This window comes from Streptomyces sp. NBC_00443 (genome assembly GCF_036014175.1).
GTDB lineage: Bacteria > Actinomycetota > Actinomycetes > Streptomycetales > Streptomycetaceae > Streptomyces.
In genome coordinates this window covers 9128303-9146831 of the sequence record NZ_CP107917.1, presented here as the reverse complement: position 1 = coordinate 9146831, position 18529 = coordinate 9128303, and the positions used below count along the sequence as shown (strand labels likewise).

The following is an 18529-nucleotide window of genomic DNA, read 5'->3' as shown; positions in this document are numbered from 1 at the left end:
CGCGATTGCGACCCGAACCGGTCATGGCCGTGGCCTCACCTGCCGGTGGGCACGTACCGGGGTTCACGGTCCGAGGCCGGCCACACATAGGGCAGGTCGTCGGCGACGCCGGGAAACGGAACGGCGTACACGTCGCGATCCTTGCGGACCAGTGCCGAACGGTGACTTTCGTGGAACGCCTTGTCTCCGAGCCAGGGCGGCAGCTCACCGGCAGCGGCCAGTTCCGCCTGGTCGCGCACTGCAGCGCCCGGCCGGTGCGCGGCCAGTCCGGCGACGAGGGAGGCTGCGCAGCTGTCCTGGTGTCCCTGCTCCCGCCAGACCCGGCAGATCTCCAAGCCGTACCGGACGAGGGCCTCCTCGTACCCGGTCCACATCCGTACGGCCGGGTGCCGGCGCCACCCGTAGCCGGGGACGGTCAGACCACGCAGGACCTGGAGTGCCTCGACCCGCTGCTTGCCCAGCCGGCGCCGGTCCAGGAGCAGCGCGGTCTGCCGGAAGTCGGGGTGGGGCAGGAACGTCTGCATCAGTCACCAGCGTGGGGTCAGCGTGCGGTTCCGGTGCGGTCGCGTCGGCTCAGGAGGCGTTGGGCGCGGGCGAGGCCGGGTGGCCGGTGGCGGTGCAGGGCGGCGCGGGCGGCGTTGGCTCCTGGTGCGCCGTGCACGCCGCCGCCCGGGTGGGCTCCGGCGGAGGCCAGGAAGAGGCCTGGGACAGGGGTCTCGGGACGTCCGGTGCCGGGCACGGGGCGGAAGACGAACTGCTGGTGGATCGCGGTCGTGCCGCCGTTGATGGCTCCGCCGCACAGATTGGCGTCGAGGGCTTCGAGGGTGGGGGGTGCCAGGATGCGGCGGGCGCGGATCAGTGAGCGGAAGCCGGGCGCGAAGCGTTCCACCTGGCGTTCGACCCGATCGGCCATGAGTTCCTGGTCCTTGGTGTCCCAGCGGCCTGTGATGCCCTCGTCGGCGGCGTCGGCGGCGATCTCGCGGGACACGTGGGTGTAGGCCCAGGCGGATTCGGTGCCCAGCGGGGAGCGCGAGGCGTCGGCGGTGGTCATCTGGCCGAACAGCAGGAAGGGACGGTCCGGGACCTGCCTCATCGCGATCTGCGCGGTGAAGCGGGTGAGTTCGTCCATGCCGTCGGCGAGATGGACGGTGCCGGCCCGGGAAGCCTGCTCCGCCTGCCAGGGCACCGGGCCGTCGAGCGCCCAGTCCACCTTGAACGTGGCGAAGTCCCACTGGAAGCGTCGCAGGTCGTCCAGGAGCTGTGCGGGCACGTGCTCGGGTTCGAGGAGTTCGCTGTACAGGGCGGGCACCGTCACGTCGGCCAGTACCGCCCGTCGTGCCTGTACCGCGTCGCCGGCCGCTGTGCGCACCCCGACGGCCCGCCCGTCGCGCACGACGATCCGCTCGACCCGCCGGCCGCAGCGCACCCGCCCGCCGCGGGCCTTCAGGCGCAGGGTCAGGGCCTGGGTCAGGGCGCCCGAGCCGCCGACGGGCACGGGAAAGCCGTACGTCTGTCCCAGCATGGCCATCAGCCAGCCGAAGCCGCCGCTGCCGGCCGACTCCGGGGCGAGGTCGGCGTGCAGGGCGTTGCCCGCCAGCAGCAGTCGACCGCCGTGGCCGCGGAACTCCTCCTCCCCCAGCCGGCGCACCGGCAGGACCAGGGAGCGTGCCATGCGCAGACCGCCCGCGGCCCGCAGCCGCAGCGCCAGCCGCGCAGCCGAGCGCACGGGCGGGAACGGGGTGAACAGAGAGTTCAGCAGGTCGGGGTGAAGGCGCTGCCACACGTCGTGCAGCCGCTCCCACGCGGCTCCGTCGCCCGGGGCGAAGGCCTCCAGGGACGCGGCGGTGGTGCCGACGTCCCGGTCCAGCACGGCGCAGCTGCCGTCGGTGAGGGGATGCGCCAGCACACTGGGCGCGTGGCTCCACCGCAGCCCGTAGTCCTGCAGACGCAGGGCGGTCAGGACCGGCGAGGCGGCTGCCAGCGGGTAGAAGGAGCTGAAGAGGTCGTTGACGAAGTCCGGGTCGACGCCGCGGTCGTGGCGCACCGCGCCACCCGGCTCCGGCTGCTCCTCCAGCACCTCGACGCTCCATCCGGCGTCCGCCAGCACGTTGGCGGCCACCAGACCGTTGGGGCCGGCACCGATCACCACGGCATCAGGCACGGCCAGCTCCGTCCGCGCCCGGCACCGGCGACGCTGCCGGTGCCCTCCGTGGGGCGCGGCGGGCGTCTTGCGCCTCGCTCTCGCAGAGCCGGGCGAGGCGGGCGAGCATCGCCCGGTGGCGCAGTTGGATCAGCGCCTCGAAGCCGACGTTGTGCAGCCGGCCGCCCGCTCCCTGAAGGGGATGCTCGTCCACGAGCACCAGGCACTTCCTGCCCCACGGCCGCAGCTCGATCGCGATCCTTGCCGTGCCCAGCGCGCCGGCGTGAGCCTCCAGCTCCATGGACACTCCTGGCTCGTAGCGGCGGACAACCGTCTCGTTGTACAGCCGGACGGGGCCGATCCGGACCTCGTAGCGGATCGCCGCGTCGGTTTCCGGCCACCGTCCGCGGAGCGGATCGGACCTCGAGGTCCCCACCACCCACTCCGCGTATCGGTTGCCGTCGGCGAGGACGGCCCACACAGCACTCGGGCTGGCTTGGATCAGACGGTGGCGAACGGCCACGGAGACCTCCAGGGAGCCTCGACCGGATTGCCCGTCGGCCACGCCCGAGTGCCCGCGCATCACGGGTCAAACCGGTTCCATCGACCTCAATCAGGTCCTGCGGGGGGATCAGGAGGACGGTGCACACCACGTCATCAGGGAGATGTAGGCGATGGGGCGCTGCTCTGCGTCGGTGTCACCGAGCATGGCGTTTGCTCTCCCCGGGGCCCACTGCCACCCCGGACAGGCCGCGCATCTGTTCACTCCCTCGTACCAGCCTCCAATCACCCTCTGCTCGCGGCCGGCACGGTCAGGCGGCTCAGGGACTGCATGGCCTCGCGCTCGATGCGCGACAGATCGTGCAGGACGGCCCCTGCCCGGGCGAGGCACTGTTCGTCGCCTGATTCACCGGCCTTCTTGATCAGCACCGCGGCCTCCGTCCACAGCGTGGCTGCCTCGCTGTACAGCCGGTGTCCGGTGCGCAGGTGGCCGTTGTCGAGCAGGCCGGCGCATTCGGCGAGGAAGTCGCGGTAGAGGTTGCGGAACAGGGCGCCGCCGGTGCCGGCCTGCTCCATCAAGAGGGCGGCTTGGGGCAGGTCCCTTTGTGGGGCGTCGGTGCGCTGGAGCCATGTGCGCACCAGCTTGCCGGCCTTCTCGATGCCACGGTGGCCCAGGTTGGCGATGGGCGGGTCGAGGAAGGCGTCGGCGCAGGCGGTGACGGCGGCTGTGATCCGGACCTGCGGGGAGGGCAGGTTGCTCGGGGCGGTGAGGGTGAAGGACCGGTGCCTGGCGGTCATCGGGCCGCGCGCGGCTCTTGCCTGCGCGAGGCTGGTCAGGCTCGTGGTCACCGCTCCGCCCTGCTGGTCGGTGTCCACCAGGTAGGCGTCGTGGTCGTCGTAGCCGTACATGGCGACGACATGCCCGCCGAAGTGCACCTTCGACCCGAAGTAGTCCAGATGGAAGCTGTCGAGCTGCAGTCCGACGGGGTGACCGGCGTCGATGGGGGCTGCCACGTTCTCCCATGCCCTGCGGGGCGAGGTGGTCTCCCGCACCACGAGTTCCAGCCCGAGTCTCGCGGCCAGGTTCCTGGTGAGGTCGAAGGGCTTCACCCGTCCTCCCAGGAAAGGGAAGGTCATCTTCTTGCTGTCCCAGTAGACGAAGGACAGACCCGAGCCGAGGCCGAAGAGCATGGGCTCGGACAGATCGTGCCCTTGGTCGCGCAGCAGCACTCCCAGAGCTGTCGTCTCGCAGTGCCGCATCCCGCGGGCATCGATGTCCAGCATTGTCATGCCGCGTTCTCCTGGATCGGGATGACCAGCCGGGTCAGCAGCTCTTCCGGCGGCGCCTCGGCCGGGCCGACGAGGTAGGCCTCGCGTACGGGTGCTCTCGGGCGCAGCCCGCGCTCATGGATGGCGGCGAAGAGCGCGTTGTAGGCCAAGGGCAGCTGCGCGTACGGCCCGACGTGCACGGTCTCGGCCACGGGTCCGCCGGACAGCACCTCGAAGTCCGCAACGACTGCCGTCACTTCCCCCGGCGGCGTCTGCACTGGCGTCTGCACTCCTACGGCGATCTCCATGGGCTCTTGCAGATCCAGCGGGTACAGGGCCCACAGCGGCGGCTCCCAGGCGATCCCGGCCCGGCCGAGCCCGGGCAGCAGCCGAGCCACACACCCCGCGACCTTGTCCCCGATCTCCGCTGGGGTGCAGACCGCCCGTACGACTGCCAGACGCCGCTCCGGTTCCTGACTCATCGTCACCTCGTAGCCGGGCAGGCCGCGTTCCGCCAGCCGCTCCAGCATCGCCAGCCGTGCCTGGTCCCTGCTGATCCGTTCGGCCAGCCGGTCCCGTTCGCCGCGCAGGATCCGTGCCCTGGACTCGGGTTCGGCGGCGAGGGTCCGGGCGATCACGGCCAGCGGGAGGTCCATGTCGCGGAGCAGGGCGACGGTCAGGGCGTCGCGTGCCTGTTCGGGCGCGTAGTAGCGATAGCCGGTGCCGGCGTCCACGTGGACCGGGACCAACAGCCCCGTCTCGTCGTAGTGCCGCAGCTGCTTGACGCTGAGCCGGCACAGGCGGGCGAAGCGCCCGATGGTGAGAAATTCGTCCTGCACGCCATCATGGTGGACCCTCCCACCGTGGGAGAGTCCACCCCTTGGGGCTACGGCCGGGCCGCCGCCGCCCTTCTCTGCGCGCGGGTTGTCAGCTGGAGGCCTGGTCGCTGTCCTTCATCGCGCCCCAGCCGTGCCAGCGGTCGATCTCGATCCAGGCGCTCACACGGGCCCGGACGCGGTCGGGGTAGGGCTTGCCGATGTAGTGCGTGGCGAGACGGTCGATGTCCTCCAGACCCTCGTCGTCATGCGTCTCGACGACGCGGCCGATCAGCGTGACGTGCGTGTACCAGTCGTCGCCGTCGAGAACGGTGAGGGTCACGCGGGGGTCGCGGCGCAGGTGCTTCAGACGGACGCGGCCCTCGTCGAGGCTGATCAGGACGCGGCCGTCGTCCCACACGTACCAAGTGGGAGTGGACACCGGTGTGCCGTCCGAACGCAGGGTCGCCATCACGCACGGGTTGGCTCGGCGCAGCAACTCCACGGCCTCTGCGGGAAGCGGCGGCTTGGACATCTGGTGCTCCTTGGATCGTTCGGCGGGACCGTCTCTTTGATCACGGGACCATCTCTTTGATCAATCGGGTGCCCTTTCCCGGCAATGCTCACGCCGGACCGGTCCGATCGGCAGCAACGGCGCTGTGTCACGGCCTTCGGTGCGCATCAGTGTCTGTCGGTGCGTGGCAGCGGGCCGGATCGCTGCTGAGTTCGCCCGCCCCGTGCCGACGGTGGACGATGGAGGCACGGCAGAAGGGGGCGCTTCTAGCGGGGCTCATCGACAGGCTTCCGGGCCGGCCTGCCGTACGCCAAAGCGGTGGGCCTACAGCCGCGGACACAGGAGATCTGGGACCGGATGGGCATGGTGCGCGCCGCCCTGGAGGTCGCCGTGCCGCTGCGCGGACAGCTGATGTACGCCGACGGGGTCGAGCAGGCCCGCATCGAGCTGCGGTTGCCGCCCGAGGTCCCGTATGTCCTCGCGGCCCTGCCCCAGTACGAGACGGAGCGGATCCTCGAGGAGGATCTCGCCCGCTTCGGTACCGGGATCGAGCGGGGCACCGAACGGTGGGGTTCACGCAGCACGAGGACGGGGTCGTCAGCCGTACCGTCACGGCCTCCGGTGCCCAGCAGGAGCTGCGGTCACGCTTTCTGATCGGCTGCGACGGCGCGCACAGCACCGTCCGCAAGCAACTCGGGCTCGCCTTCGAGGGGGGCGCTTTTGCGGAGGAGTACATGCTCGCCGACGTCGAGGTGGACTGGGGGCTGCCCCAGGGCTACGGGGTGCGGGCCATGCACCACGACGCCGAGGGCCGCATCGACGATGCCCTGGTCTGCATCCCGCTGCCCGGCGATCGCCGCTACCGCATGTCGATGCTGGTTCCTGACGAGCTGTCGGCGCGTGGCGAGGGCACCGGTGGAGCTGCCCTCGCGGGAGACGGTGGCCCACGGACTGCGGGGTGGACGCGCGCCCCGCATCGAGCACGTCCAGGCGGTCCTCGACCGGTTGGCCCCGCAGCCCACCACCGCCTCCGCCCTGCGCTGGTCGTCGGACTTCCGCATCAGTCACCGCCTCGTCGACCGGTACGGCGTCGGCCGGGTCTTCGTCGCCGGGGACGCCGCGCATATCCACCTGTGGGGCGGACCCCGCGCACGGCATCACCAGCGTGTACGAGTGGACCTTCGCCGAGGACGGCGACCGCGTCGTGGTCCGCACCCCCGAGTCCTGGGCCGGCGCTCCGGTCGACGCCGATCGGGACAACCTCGCCGCGGCGCTGGACGACTCGCCCAGCACCTGGCTCGACGCCCTGAAGAAGGCGGCGGAGGCGGCGACGCCGTAGGTCCTGCCAGACGTCGGTTCCTGGGCCCTACGCCGAGTGCTGGTACGCCGAGTACGTGAGATAGCCGTTGTCGCCGCCCTGGAAGTACGTGGCGTCGTCGGCGGGAGCGATCGGGAGACCGGTGCGCAGACGCTCCACCAGGTCGGGGTTGGCGATGAAGGCGCGGCCGAAGCTGATGAGGTCTGCCCCGAGGCCCAGCCAGTGGTCGGCGTCGGCATGGCCGGTCTGCTTCGGGCCCATCGGTAGCACCGGGTTCATGACGAGTGGGCCGGACCAGCTCCGGCGCAGACCGAGAAGCGTCTCCTCGTCGGTGGTGGCCTCGAGGTGGACGTAGGCCAGGCCGAGCCGGGACAGCTCGGTCAGGAGCGCGGTGTAGAGCTCGGCTACGTCGCTCTCCTCGATGCCCCAGAAGGCGCCCTCGGGGGAGAGTCGGATCCCGGTGCGGTCCGCGCCGATGGCCTCGGCGGTCGCGGCGGCCGTCTCGACGGCGAACCGGATCCGGTTGCTCACCGAGCCGCCGTAACGGTCCGTGCGCAGGTTGGCGTTGGAGGAGAGGAACTGCGAGATCAGATAGCCGTTGGCGCCGTGGAGTTCCACACCGTCGAAACCGGCGTCGACCGCACGGCGTGCGGCGTCCGCGTACGACTGGACATGCTCGGGCACCTCGGCCGTGTCCAGGGCGCGCGGAACCGGCGCGGGCAGCGGTCCGTTGGGCGTGAACACCTCGCCGACAGCCGCGACGGCGGACGGGCCGACGGGCTGCATACCGTTGGTGTCAGGGTGCGAGACACGTCCGCCGTGCATGATCTGGGCGAAGATCCGGCCGCCGTTGGTGTGCACCGCGTCGGTCACCGGGCGCCATGCGGCCACCTGCTGGTCGGTGTGCAGCCCCGGAGTGCCGGGGTTGGACTGCCCGATCAGGCTCGGCTGCACCCCCTCGGTGACGATCAGGCCGGCCGTGGCCCGCTGGGCGTAGTAGCGCGCCATCGACGGCGTCGCCAGACCGCCCTCAGCAGCCCGGACACGTGTCATCGGAGCCATCACCACGCGATTGGGCAGCGCCAGGGTGCCGAGCCGGTAGCCGGAGAAGAGGGTCGTCACGTCATGTCTCCTTCGTGATCCGTCGCGCCCGGATCCGGGCACGTCGGTTACGCTAAAACCTGACATTGACGTCAGAGGCAAGGGTTGTGCTCCGGATCACAACGGAGAGGGGCGGCATGCGTATCGGTGAGCTCGCGGCGCGGGCCGGAGTCAGCGTCAGATCCCTGCGCTACTACGAGGAACAGGGCCTGCTCACGAGCGCCCGCAGCGCCAGCGGGCAGCGGCACTACACGGAGGGCCACGTCGAGCGGGTCACGTTCCTCCAGCGGATGTACGCCGCGGGCCTGTCCAGCCGGACCATCTCCGAACTGCTCCCCTGCGTCGACTCGCCCAGCGAGGAGACGTCCGACGCTGCGCTGGAACGGATGGCCGAGGAGCGCGACCGGCTCTCGGAGCACATCGAGGACCTCATCCGCACCCGGGAGGCACTGGACACGTTGATGGCCACGAACCGGGCCCACCGAAGGCGCCTGAAGTCGGCCGCGACGGGCTGAGCCCCGAAGGGGAGGCCGCGATGAGTATCGCGATCGAGCGGTGCAGACGGCCCCTACGCGTCCAGGTCGGCGTACTGCAGGTGGTGGTCCGAGTTCGGGCCGGGATGCACACGGTGCTCGAGCGGGTCGATGCCGCGCAGGAAGATGTAGTCGAACTTGCTGTGCCAGTCCGTGGTCGTCTGGCAGGTACCGACGGGCGAGGGGTGACACTGGGGGTCTGCATCCGCGGCCAGGGCCCACATCCGGGTGAGTTCGGGAGCGTCGGGCACAGCGTTGAAGTCGCCGACCACGATGGCGCGGTCGTGCCGATCGACTTCTGCGGCCAGCACACCGACCTGGGCCGCCCGGACCCCTTCCTGACGTCGGTGGGCGAGGTGGGTGTTGAAGACCCGGGTAGGTTGGCCGCCCACCATGGTGGTGACCGCCATGTAGCCCCGGTCCTCGGATCCTCCGTCGGGGTACTCCACGTTGACGCGGTCCGTCATCGGCGCCGCTGAGAGGACCGCCTGGCCGTAGGCCCCCGGACTCCACGGCACTCCCCCACAGCGGCCCCAACTCCGGAGAACGGTCCCGTACTCCACGTGGTAGACCAGTCCGTGAAGGCTCTCCAGATACTCCCGGATCCTCTCGACGTCCCGCACGCACGCTTCTTGCAGGCCGATGACCTGGGGCGCGTACGCGGCGATCTCCGCAGCCCGGTCAACGTTGCTCACCTCGCAGGGGTTGCAGATGTTCCACGTCATGACCCGGTTCGGTGCGACGTCCTTGACGGCTTCGACGGGCAGCGACCTGGCGAAGAGGCCGCCGCTCGGTGCACTGGGGCCGACGAGCACCATGCAGGCGACGATCACGGCTCCCGCGAACAACCGCGTGCCCCTTGCGAACACCATCGCCTCCCCGATCCGGATGCCCACGGCATCTGACGTCTCCATAGACGAGGTTATGGGACCGAGTTGTCAGCAGCACCTGCTTCCGCCTCTTCACCAGGCCCTTGCCCCCGCGCCGGCGCCGGGCACGAATCCGCCTTCACCAAGCCGACGTTGAGCGTACGTCGACCACCCGCTAATGCTTGATCCTGCTCGGAACTGCTCTCTATCGAGCACGTATTGACATGAACCGTCGAAGCCCGCAGAGTCATGCCCCGACAGTCCCCACAGTCGCCACAGTGCCCCGGCAGTGATGCAAGCCACCCCAGCGAGGAGTGTTGCCGTCATGTCCGAAACACCCGCTGTCTCCCGCCGACTGCTCCTGGGCGGAGCCGTCGCCACCGGCGCGGCCGCGGTCGGGATGACCGCCGCGGCTCCGGCCGCGGCCGCCGCGACCGAGCAGGCGCCCCGCCGCCGTCCCGGACAGAAGTCGATGATCGGCGTGCCGTTCGAGGCCCACAGAACCGTCCGCGTCGGTGTCATCGGACTCGGCAACCGCGGCAGTGGCATGGTCGAGGGATGGGCGGCCGTGCCCGGCTGCACCGTGACCGCCGTCTGCGACATCCGGGCCGACCGCGCGCGCCGCGCCGCCGACCGGCTGGTGAGCAAGGGCGAGCCCCGCCCCGCCGAGTACGGCGGATCAGCCGACTCCTACGCCCGGATGCTCCGGCGCGACGACATCGACCTGGTGTACGTCGCCACGCCCTGGGAGTTCCACTACGAGCACGGCAGAGCCGCCCTGCTGAGCGGCAGGCACGCGGTGGTGGAACTCCCCGTCGCGACCGAACTGCGCCAGCTGTGGGACCTGGTCGACACCTCCGAGCGGACCCGCAGGCACCTGCTCCTCGCCGAGAACTGCAGCTACGGCCGCAACGAACTGGCCATGCTGAGCATGGCGCACGCCGGCCTGTTCGGCGACATCACCAACGGCCACGGCGGCTACCTCCACGACCTGCGCGAACTGCTCTTCTCCGACACCTACTACACCGACTCCTGGCGGCGCCTGTGGCACACCCGCAGCACCGCGTCCCTCTACCCGATGCACGGGCTGGCCCCGATCGCGGCCGCCATGGACATCAACCGCGGCGACCGGATGACCACCCTCGCCGCCACCGCGACCGCCCCGAAGGGACTGGCCGACTACCGCGAACGCTTCGTCCCCCGCGACCACCCGTCCTGGAAGGAGACCTACATCAACGGTGACCTGGTCACCTGCCTCATCGAGACCGACAAGGGCAGGATCATCCGGGCCGAGCACGAGGTGAGTTCACCCCGGCCGTACAGCAGGATCAACAGCCTCGCCGGCAGCCGGGGGATCGTCGAGGACTACACCGGGCCCGCGCCGACCGGCGCGCGCGTCTATCTCGAACCGGATCACGGCGGCCACACCTGGCGCGACTTCGCCGACTACCGCAAGGAGTACGACCACTGGCTGTGGCGGAAGGTCGGTGACGACGCCGCGAACAACGGCGGCCACGGCGGCATGGACTACGTCCTGCAGTGGCGCACCGTCCAGTTGATGCGCGCAGGGCTGGTGCCCGACATCGACGTGTACGACTCGGCTGCCTGGTGCTCGGCGGTCCCGCTGAGCGCGGCGTCCCTGGCGAGGAACGGCCGCCCGGTCGAGATCCCGGACTTCACCCGCGGCGCCTGGGCCGGCAAACGCCCCGGACTCGACTCCAGCCCCACGGACATGCCACCCGTCGGCTGACCCCACGCCGCGCCACGCCGGACCCCTTCGGCCGGCGCGGCTTGAGAGCCCTGAATCAGCCCGAGCCGTCGGACCCGGTGTCGCCGGACAGCGCCTGCTCGGCCCAGATCGTCTTCCCCCGCGTGCTGAAGCGGGTCCCCCATGCCTGGGCCAACTGCGCGATGATGAACAGGCCTCGCCCGCCCTCGTCGACCGTGCCGGCGTGGCGCAGGTGTGGGGCGGCCGAGCCGGCGTCACGCATCTCGCAGGTCAGGGTGCGGTCATGGATGAGTCGCAGTTCGATCGGTGGTCTGCCGTACCGGATGGCGTTGGTCACGAGTTCGCTGACGATGAGCTGGACGTTGTATGCGGTCTCGTCATCGACGTGCCACGCGGCGAGTTGTCGGCGTGTACGGCGCCGGGCGTCGGCCACGGCCGCCGGCTCGGGGTCGAGCGCCCATGCGGCGCAGCGGTCGGCGGGGAACGCCCGGGTGCGCGCGACGATCACCGCGGCGTCGTAGACGCCCAGATCGGCCGGGAGAGCGTAGACGAGGGCATCGCCGAGTTCCTGGAGCGGACGATCGGCGTACTGGGACACCGCGGCCAACGGGCCCGGGAATTCGGCGAGATACGAAGTGAGGAGCGGGTCGCTGGCGAATACCAGCACGCTGCCGGCCGGTACGTCGGTCTCGACGGCCGCGAAGGGCGCGCCCTCCTTACTCCCCAGCCTGGGCCCGGCCGGTGTGCCGGAGAGGGACACCGTCCCGTCCGGACGTACGACCAAGGGGGCCAGCCGGCCGGCCGCCGCCATCGTGCATGTGCCGGTCAACGGGTCGTGGACCGCGTACACACAGTCGGCGGTGAGCGCTTCCTGGCGCAGCGGATCACCGAGCGGGAGGTGGGCCTGTTCAGCGGCAAGGCGCCCCGCCGTGTCGTGCAGACGGGCGAGCAGTTCGTCGGGGGTGAGGTCGAACACCGACAGGGAGCGTACGGCTGTACGGACCTGTCCCATGATCGCCGCTGCGTGGACGCCGCGTCCCGACACCTCGCCGACAGCGATCGCCGTGCGGGCACTGGACAGGGTGGTCGTGTCGTACCAGGCGCCGGGATCGGCACCCGTGACGGAGAGGTAGGCGGTCTCCAGCCATGCGTGGGCTTCGGGCCGGCGGGGCAGTAGTTGGCGCTGAACCGTGGCGGCGATGGTGTGTTCACGTGTGTAGCGCCGGGCGTTGTCGAGGCACAGTGCGGTGTGGGTGCCCAACTCGACCGCGAACGCGCGGTCGTCCTCGTCGAATGCCGGCGAGTCCTCCGTTCGGTACAGGCTCACGATCCCGAGGGCGGCGTCGCGCAGCGTCAGGGGAACCACGAGGAGGGAACGGGCTCCGGATGACCGGATCGCCTCCGCGAGTGCGGGATCGGCGTCCAGCCACGAGGTGTCCTGTTTCAGCTGGACCACCCTCGCGCTCAGGTCGGTCAGGGCCTGTGTGAAGGGTGTCGGACCGGCGAGGCGGCGGACGTCGCCCACCGAACGGGCAGACTGCGGCGGTGTACCTGTGCTGCGGAACGCAGTGCGTATGACGTGCGTGCCGGTGGGCGGCGGGGCGAGTGGGGGATCATCGCCGCGGAGCACGGCGTCCACCACGTCCACGACGGCGACGTCGGCGAACGCGGGGACCACGGCAGCGGCGAGTTCCTCACCGATCAGGGCCGGCTCCATCGTGCGTCCCACCCGCTCCCGCACCACGTCGAGCAGCCTGGTGCGGGCCAGGCCTCTCTCCCGTTCGGTGACGTCGACGGCGGTGACCGCCACCCCGAGCACCGACCGCTCCGAGCCTTCCAGACGCAACGCGCTGACCTCGAAGTTCCGCTCGTGCGCAGCCCCCTCGGCATGCGCCCGGACGATGCGTTGGCGCACGGGGACCCCGGTGTCGAGTACTCCTCTCAGCAGCGCCTCCACGTCGTCGTCCACGAAGCTGTAGACCTCACTGACCGGGCGCCCCCTGGGGTCGCCCATGTGCAGGTTCCGCAAGAAAGGAGTGGCGGTGTTGACGCGCAGCACCCGCAGGTCCGTGTCAATGAGGTGGAGCCCAATCGGGGACTGTGTGAACAGCGCCTCCAGCATCGAGGCGGGTGCCTCGTCCACGCGCCCGCCGGGATCCCTGTGCGCCACGGGACCCACCTCCGAGGTACGGCGATCGCCCGGGGGTACGGCTGCCCCATGTCCCAGCGTGCTCCACGGGCGGCGTGACCGCACCCGCAGACGGCTCACTGGCCGTCGTCCGGGAGAGCGAAGCGGTGCGTCCCTGAGGCTCTCCTGCCTCGGGCTTGCGTCCCCACGCGGTAAGCATGCCGGCCGACAGCGCGGCGCACTCCTGCGAGCCCAGGTACCTGATCGCCGTATCGACGTCCGCATCGTCGACCAGGCCGGTGGCGAGCATCGCCGCCCTGCTCCGCTCCCAGGTGTCCGCCCAGAAACGGCTGATGGGACTGCCGGGCACCAGCGGCGGCACATGGATCTCGGCGGCGACAGGCACGAGGCCGGCCCCGCGCAACAGCTGTGGATACGACGGCACCCAGGAGACATCGGTCCCGATGGTGGCCCGCAGCCCCTGCCACATCGCACGCATCACCGCGGTGTACGGCGTGCTGGGCGTCCGGTCACTCGTCAGGTCGACCGCGTCGCTGAGCACCAGCACACCGCCGGGCGCGACCAGTTCGGCGAGCGTGGTGATCAGCCGGTCGTGCTCGGCCAGGTGCATCAGCACGAACCGTGCGTGGACGAGCCGGAACGTGCCGCGGACGAAAGCCGGGGACGTGAGGTCGGCTTCCAGCACATCCAGCCCGGGCGTGGGCCGTTCGGTGAGGAACCGTACGTCACGGTCCACGGCCAGCACGCTGTCCACCCCGGCCTGGCCCAACAACCGACGGGAGACCGTGCCCGTTCCGGCACCGACGTCCAGGCAGCGCCAGCCGGGGCCGACCCCCAGCGCGCGCAGCCGTCCGATGGTGATGTCGTCGTAGGCGAGCGCACCGAAGTCGATCCGCTCGCCCTCCCCCGCCTGCTCGGGAGGGAAGACGTCCTCGCCGTAGCGGCCACCGCCCGAGGCGGACCCTCCCGGAGCGGCAGTCACGCTGCCGCCCGCGAGTCACCGGGCGCTCCACCGGGCTCGCAGGGCTCCGTGCCCCGCGCCCGAGCGGCGGGAATGGCGTCGTCCAACGGCTTCATGACCGACCTCTTCGCGCAGTCGAGCGATACCGGGGCGACCCCGTCCCCTGGCCGCCGTCCCTCCGATCCTCCACCTCGGGCCGCCTGCGCAGCCGAGGCGCGCCGGGCCCCGAGCCGAACAGCCCAGGAAGGCCGCTGCTCGAACACGGCCTCCGCGCCGCTCGGCGTGGCCCCGGCGCCCGGACGCGCGAGCAGCACATCAGCGCATAACTGGGGGCTCACAAGCCCGCGAGTCAAGGCAGCTGGCGCCCGGACCGGGTCGTCCGCGCGAGCAGCAGAGCCGCTCCCGCCGCCGCGCCCGCGACCCCCACCACCCCAGCGACCCGCCTGCCCTCGGAGGACAGGAAACTGCGTGAGGAGCGCCAGGACAGCGCGGACCAGGTCGACTGGGCCGACAGCACCGACCCGGTGCTCAGCCATGACCCGAAGGACAGCAGCGACAGGCTTGAACCGATCGAGCCGACCGACAGTGCGCTGCCGATCGAGCCGATGGACAGAGCCGACCCGACGGAGCCGATGGACAGCACCGAGCCGACCGAACCGATCGACAGCACGGAGTCCTGCGACCACAGGGACAGAACCGCATGGGTGGCGCCGGCGGAGGCGCCCGGACGGGCCGGGTCCTGGGCCTGGTACGGCTTGCGCATGGACAGCATCCTGCCCGCGGACCCCGGCGCATGCCAACCGGACCGAACCAGCCTCACCCTCGCGTCTTCCGGTACGGCCGACGGTACGGAGAGGGCGGCGCCCAGAGCAGACGTGCCCCCGTCATCCTCGCGATGGCCCGCAGGTGCGGTCCCGTGTTTCCGGTGAACCAGACCGAACGATCGGCGTGCGGCCACACATAGGCCGGCACGCCATCATCGAGGAGGGAGGTCAGCCGCGGCTCCTCAAGTGCCTCGGCTGCGAACTCGTAGAGCGCGGGGAGACGCGGGGCGATCAGGCCGTAGTCGAGCATGCGGGCGAGGGCGTGCTCGGCGAGGACGACTTCGTCGAGGGAGCCGGCACCTAAGCCTCGTTCACCGCGTCCGTCCCGTCCGGGACGCCGGTCTCCTCGATCGGTGGCATGAAGGCGCGTAGCCACCGTTCCGTCTGGGCGACGTGTGCCTGCGCGGCTCCTGCCGCGGCGACGGGGTCGCGGTCGGCGATGGCGGTGGCCAGGACGCGGTGGTCGTCGTCGCTCTTTCTGCGCATTTCAGGGCCTTCGGGCAGGGTGAAGACCTGGTACTTGCGGGAGCGGGCGCGGAAGACCGCCAGGAGGGTGGCCAGGGTGGGGTTGCCGCCGACCCGGGCGATCTCCGCGTGGAAGCGGTGGTCGAGTTCGGAGGCCTTGGTCGGGTCGCTCGTGGCCTCCATGTCCTCGATGAGCGAGAAGAGCGTGCGCACCGCCTCCGGTGTGCACCGGGCCGCCGCCTGGGCGGCGACGTGGGCCTCGAGGACGCGCCGGATCTCGTAGACCTCCAACAGGCCCGACAGCGGGAGGAGTTCAAGGGTCAGGGAGAGGCTGCCGATCACGTCCTCGGGACGCAGCTGTGAGACGTACGTGCCCGAGCCGTGCCGCGGCTCGATGACGCCCAGGGCGGCGAGCATCCGTACGGCCTCACGCAGCGATCCCCGTGAGACGCCCAACTCCTCGCAGAGGTCGCCCTCGGGCGGAATGCGCTCGCCCGGACCCAGACGCCCCGACGCGATCATGTGCCGTAGCCCGTGGAACGCCTTCTCGACTGCGGACATTTGTCCCCTCTTCCTCCCCTGACGGGCCCGCGATCATGCCGCGGCCCCCTCGGAGCACTGTAGCGAGGTGTGGCGAGTCATCAGATGTGTCGGATGTATGCCGCCCGAAAGTCATCTGATGACTTTCACTGTACGACCCTTGTTTCCGCCGCAGAAGGTGTGCAGGATGCCGAGTCATCAGATGTGTCCGGCGGAGTCCGACCTTCCGTCGGCCCGCCCCTGCCCAGATCTGGAGTCCTGTGAGCGAGACCGAGGTGACCACCGCCCCGCGCCCTGTGCTGCTGGCGGACGGCCGGCCCGCCGCCCGGGCGTGGTCGCTGGATCCTGCCCTCAAGCACCTGAACCACGGCTCCTTCGGGGCGGTTCCCCTCGTCGCGCAGGAGCGGCAGGAACTGCTGCGTGTGGAGATGGAACGCTCACCCGTGGTGTGGTTCCCGGCACTGCCCCAGCGGCTCGCCGCCACGCGTGTCGAGCTCGCCGACTTCCTGCGTGTCAGCCCGGGGGACCTCGCCCTGGTGCCCAACGCCAGCGCCGGCGCGAGCGTCGTCTACGCTGCTCGCACCCTCCGCCCGGGTGCGGAGATCGTCGTCACCGACCATGGCTACGGGGCTGTGACAATGGGTGCCGAGCGGCTTGCACGCAGGTGGGGCGGCCGGGTCCGTACGGCCCGGGTGCCGCTGGACGCGGACGCGGACCAGGCGTACGAGGCCGTGATCGACGAACTCGGCGAAGCCACCGAGCTCGTCGTCGTCGACCAGATCACCTCGGCGACCGCGCGGCGGCTGCCCGTGGAACGCATCGGAGCGGAGGCCCGGCGGCGCGGCATCCCTGTCCTCGTCGACGGCGCGCACGCGCCCGGGCTGCTCGCCGCCCCGCTCGCCGACGCGACCTACGACTTCTGGACCGGCAACCTGCACAAGTGGGGCTGCGCTCCGCGCGGCACCGCGGCGCTGGTCGCCCGCGGCCCGCTGCGCGAGCGGCTCCACCCCCTCATCGACTCGTGGGCCGTGGCCGATCCCTACCCCGGCCGGTTCGACCAGCAGGGCACCATCGACGCCACCGCCTACCTGGCCGCGCCGACGTCCCTCGCCTTCATCGAGCGCACCTGGGGCTGGACCGCCGCCCGCCGCTACATGGACGACCTGGCCGACTACGGCGCCCGTGTCATCGGCGCCTCGTTTGCCGAACTGACCGGCGCGGACACCGCCGTCGACGTCGGCATGCCCGTGCCCGGGATGCGCCTGGTGCGTCTGCCGGACGGGCTCGCCGCCGACCGGATCGAGGCCGACGCACTGCGCGACCGGGTGGCCCTCGAACTGGGCGTGGAGGCGGCGTTCACCAGCTTCGACGGCGTCGGCTACATGCGCCTGTCCGCCCACGTCTACAACACCGCCGCCGACTACGAGTACTTCGCCGAGGAATGCGTCCCCGTCCTCGGCAGGTGGGCACGAGAGAACTGAAGGAAGAGGTCAGCACAATGAGAAGAAGGACGGCAGCTCTCGCGCTCGGCACCGCCGCCGCGATGGTCCTGACCGGCTGTTCCACCATGAGCCCCGAGGCGAGCGGAACAGTCACCCTGAACATGGTCGAGAGCCTGACCAACCCGACCCGCACCGACCTGCTCAAGAACCTCATAGCCGACTTCGAGCAGCAGAATCCCAAGATCAAGGTCAACCTGGTCTCCCCGCCCACCGAGCAGGCCGACCAGAAGCTCCAGCAGATGCTCCAGTCCGGCAGCGGGGTGGACGTCCTGGAGGTCCGCGACATCACCGTCGGGCCCTGGTCGAACAACGGCTGGCTCTACGACATGAAGAAGGACCTCGACGGCTGGAAGGGCTGGCAGGCGATGACGGAGAACGCCGTCAACGCCTCGCAGGACGCCAAGGGCAGGACGTACTTCGTCCCGTACGGCTTCTACGGCCTGAGCCTCTTCTACCGCACGGACCTGATCAAGGAGGCGGGCTTCAGCAAGCCGCCGGGCACCTGGGCGGAACTGGTGGAGCAGGCCTCCGCCATCCACGACCCGGCCAAGCGCCGATACGGCTACGCCTTCCGTGGCGGCGCCAACTCCAACAGCAACGCCACCGCCGCCATCGAGGCCTACCTCGCCGACCAGGTCGACCCGGCCAACGGCTTCAAGCTCAAGAGCGGCCGTACGATCTTCTCCGCCCCCGAGGCGGAGGACGCCATGGAGAACTACCTCAAGCTCTTCAAGCAGGCGTCCCCCAAGTCGTCCGTCTCCTGGGGCTACCCGGAGATGGTCGAGGCCTTCTCGAACGGTTCGACGGCATTCCTGCTCCAGGACCCCGAGGTGATCGCCACCGTCTCGGAGTCCAAGTCGATCTCGAAGGGGCAGTGGGGCACCGCGCCGCTGGTGGCCGGGCCTGGCGGCAAGACCGTGCAGCCGCTGGCCACCGCCGGATGGGGTGTCGCCAAGGGCAGCGGGCACAAGGCCGAGGCCGTCAAGCTGGTGGAGTTCCTCTCACAGGGCGAGGCGTCGACGACGTTCACCAAGAAGAACAGCCTGGTGCCCATCCTCAAGTCCGCGACCAGCGACCCCTTCTACAAGACCGGCCCCTGGTCGAGCTACGTCACCATGACCGAGCAGCCGGACAAGTACCTCGTCGTCACCCAGCCGCGCGGCGTCACCTGGTGGGCCGAATGGCAGCAGAAGGCGGACGCCGACGTGCAGAAGCTGATCCTGGGCAAGACGACGCCCAAGAAGCTGCTCGCGGGCTGGGACGCGTACTGGACCGAGAAGTGGCAGCAGGAGCAGTAGG

Annotated in this window: 17 protein-coding genes and 2 pseudogenes; 7 read left to right on the top strand and 12 right to left on the bottom strand. The window is 70.7% G+C overall.

The window, feature by feature from the left end; genetic code table 11:
- Positions 1-35: 35 nt before the first annotated feature.
- The 6 genes from OHO27_RS41700 to OHO27_RS41675 form a co-directional block, all read right to left on the bottom strand.
- Positions 36-524: an MSMEG_6728 family protein gene (locus OHO27_RS41700; protein ID WP_328430098.1), complete on the bottom strand. Its 489-nt coding sequence runs from the start codon at positions 522-524 to the stop codon at positions 36-38.
- Between the two features lie 17 nt (positions 525-541).
- Positions 542-2161: a phytoene desaturase family protein gene (locus OHO27_RS41695; protein WP_328430097.1), complete on the bottom strand. Its 1620-nt coding sequence runs from the start codon at positions 2159-2161 to the stop codon at positions 542-544.
- On the bottom strand, positions 2154-2663 hold the full coding sequence (locus tag OHO27_RS41690; RefSeq protein ID WP_328430096.1) for an SRPBCC family protein: 510 nt from the start codon (positions 2661-2663) through the stop codon (positions 2154-2156). Before OHO27_RS41690 ends, OHO27_RS41695 begins: the two co-directional genes overlap by 8 nt.
- Positions 2664-2926: 263 nt before the next feature.
- Positions 2927-3931: a BtrH N-terminal domain-containing protein gene (locus tag OHO27_RS41685; protein WP_328430095.1), complete on the bottom strand. Its 1005-nt coding sequence runs from the start codon at positions 3929-3931 to the stop codon at positions 2927-2929.
- The gene (locus OHO27_RS41680) at positions 3928-4749 is read right to left on the bottom strand and encodes a MerR family transcriptional regulator (protein ID WP_328430094.1); all 822 of its coding nucleotides are present in this window, start codon (positions 4747-4749) and stop codon (positions 3928-3930) included. Before OHO27_RS41680 ends, OHO27_RS41685 begins: the two co-directional genes overlap by 4 nt.
- A gap of 88 nt (positions 4750-4837) precedes the next feature.
- Positions 4838-5260 carry a PPOX class F420-dependent oxidoreductase gene (locus OHO27_RS41675; RefSeq protein ID WP_328430093.1) on the bottom strand — a complete coding sequence of 141 codons (423 nt, stop codon included), beginning with the start codon at positions 5258-5260 and terminating at the stop codon, positions 4838-4840.
- A gap of 182 nt (positions 5261-5442) precedes the next feature.
- Here OHO27_RS41675 and OHO27_RS41670 point away from each other — a divergent pair.
- Together OHO27_RS41670 and OHO27_RS41665 are read left to right on the top strand one after the other, a co-directional pair.
- A pseudogene (locus tag OHO27_RS41670) lies at positions 5443-6370 on the top strand (FAD-dependent monooxygenase); the annotation flags it as partial.
- A 34-nt stretch (positions 6371-6404) separates the two neighbouring features.
- Entirely contained in the window at positions 6405-6578 is a 174-nt protein-coding gene (locus tag OHO27_RS41665) for a hypothetical protein (RefSeq protein WP_328430749.1), read from the top strand.
- Positions 6579-6605: 27 nt separating this feature from the next.
- Here the strand turns inward: OHO27_RS41665 and OHO27_RS41660 are convergent, their stop codons facing one another.
- Positions 6606-7679, bottom strand: a complete 1074-nt coding sequence (locus tag OHO27_RS41660; RefSeq protein ID WP_328430092.1) for an alkene reductase — start codon at positions 7677-7679, stop codon at positions 6606-6608.
- Positions 7680-7795: 116 nt separating this feature from the next.
- On the opposite strand from OHO27_RS41660, the gene OHO27_RS41655 reads away from it, so the two are divergent.
- Positions 7796-8173, top strand: coding sequence for a MerR family transcriptional regulator (locus tag OHO27_RS41655; protein WP_328430091.1), 378 nt, complete (start codon positions 7796-7798; stop codon positions 8171-8173).
- A gap of 53 nt (positions 8174-8226) precedes the next feature.
- Here the strand turns inward: OHO27_RS41655 and OHO27_RS41650 are convergent, their stop codons facing one another.
- Positions 8227-9105, bottom strand: coding sequence for an endonuclease/exonuclease/phosphatase family protein (locus OHO27_RS41650; protein WP_328430090.1), 879 nt, complete (start codon positions 9103-9105; stop codon positions 8227-8229).
- 280 nt (positions 9106-9385) lie between these two features.
- Between OHO27_RS41650 and OHO27_RS41645 the strand changes: the two genes are divergently transcribed.
- Positions 9386-10810 carry a Gfo/Idh/MocA family protein gene (locus OHO27_RS41645; protein ID WP_328430089.1) on the top strand — a complete coding sequence of 475 codons (1425 nt, stop codon included), beginning with the start codon at positions 9386-9388 and terminating at the stop codon, positions 10808-10810.
- Between the two features lie 55 nt (positions 10811-10865).
- On the opposite strand, the gene OHO27_RS41640 is transcribed toward OHO27_RS41645, so the two are convergent.
- From OHO27_RS41640 to OHO27_RS41630, 3 genes and pseudogenes are all read right to left on the bottom strand, one after another.
- Positions 10866-12932: a SpoIIE family protein phosphatase gene (locus OHO27_RS41640; protein ID WP_328430088.1), complete on the bottom strand. Its 2067-nt coding sequence runs from the start codon at positions 12930-12932 to the stop codon at positions 10866-10868.
- Between the two features lie 175 nt (positions 12933-13107).
- Positions 13108-13920: pseudogene (locus OHO27_RS41635) on the bottom strand (class I SAM-dependent methyltransferase); the annotation flags it as partial.
- Between the two features lie 328 nt (positions 13921-14248).
- Positions 14249-14662 (bottom strand): hypothetical protein, encoded by a 414-nt coding sequence (locus OHO27_RS41630; protein ID WP_328430087.1) that lies wholly within the window; start codon positions 14660-14662, stop codon positions 14249-14251.
- Positions 14663-14847: 185 nt separating this feature from the next.
- On the opposite strand from OHO27_RS41630, the gene OHO27_RS41625 reads away from it, so the two are divergent.
- The gene (locus OHO27_RS41625) at positions 14848-15027 is read left to right on the top strand and encodes a hypothetical protein (protein WP_328430086.1); all 180 of its coding nucleotides are present in this window, start codon (positions 14848-14850) and stop codon (positions 15025-15027) included.
- Here OHO27_RS41625 and OHO27_RS41620 read toward each other — a convergent pair.
- Positions 15024-15749, bottom strand: coding sequence for a FadR/GntR family transcriptional regulator (locus tag OHO27_RS41620; RefSeq protein ID WP_328430085.1), 726 nt, complete (start codon positions 15747-15749; stop codon positions 15024-15026). The two genes, OHO27_RS41625 and OHO27_RS41620, sit on opposite strands and share 4 nt — an antisense overlap.
- 239 nt (positions 15750-15988) lie before the next feature.
- Between OHO27_RS41620 and OHO27_RS41615 the strand changes: the two genes are divergently transcribed.
- Both OHO27_RS41615 and OHO27_RS41610 read left to right on the top strand, forming a co-directional pair.
- On the top strand, positions 15989-17209 hold the full coding sequence (locus OHO27_RS41615; RefSeq protein ID WP_328430084.1) for an aminotransferase class V-fold PLP-dependent enzyme: 1221 nt from the start codon (positions 15989-15991) through the stop codon (positions 17207-17209).
- Between the two features lie 17 nt (positions 17210-17226).
- Entirely contained in the window at positions 17227-18528 is a 1302-nt protein-coding gene (locus OHO27_RS41610; protein WP_328430083.1) for an ABC transporter substrate-binding protein, read from the top strand.
- The last annotated feature ends 1 nt before the right edge of the window (position 18529 follow it).

Excerpts from the sequence above, each read along its gene's own strand:
- OHO27_RS41685 (WP_328430095.1), bottom strand. The coding sequence starts at position 3,931 with ATGACAATGCTGGACATCGATGCCCGCGGGATGCGGCACTGCGAGACG.
- OHO27_RS41655 (WP_328430091.1), top strand. The coding sequence starts at position 7,796 with ATGCGTATCGGTGAGCTCGCGGCGCGGGCCGGAGTCAGCGTCAGATCC.
- OHO27_RS41650 (WP_328430090.1), bottom strand. The coding sequence starts at position 9,105 with ATGGAGACGTCAGATGCCGTGGGCATCCGGATCGGGGAGGCGATGGTG.
- OHO27_RS41630 (WP_328430087.1), bottom strand. The coding sequence starts at position 14,662 with ATGCGCAAGCCGTACCAGGCCCAGGACCCGGCCCGTCCGGGCGCCTCC.
- OHO27_RS41675 (WP_328430093.1), bottom strand. The coding sequence starts at position 5,260 with ATGTCCAAGCCGCCGCTTCCCGCAGAGGCCGTGGAGTTGCTGCGCCGA.
- OHO27_RS41620 (WP_328430085.1), bottom strand. The coding sequence starts at position 15,749 with ATGTCCGCAGTCGAGAAGGCGTTCCACGGGCTACGGCACATGATCGCG.
- OHO27_RS41645 (WP_328430089.1), top strand. The coding sequence starts at position 9,386 with ATGTCCGAAACACCCGCTGTCTCCCGCCGACTGCTCCTGGGCGGAGCC.
- OHO27_RS41610 (WP_328430083.1), top strand. The coding sequence starts at position 17,227 with ATGAGAAGAAGGACGGCAGCTCTCGCGCTCGGCACCGCCGCCGCGATG.
- OHO27_RS41700 (WP_328430098.1), bottom strand. The coding sequence starts at position 524 with ATGCAGACGTTCCTGCCCCACCCCGACTTCCGGCAGACCGCGCTGCTC.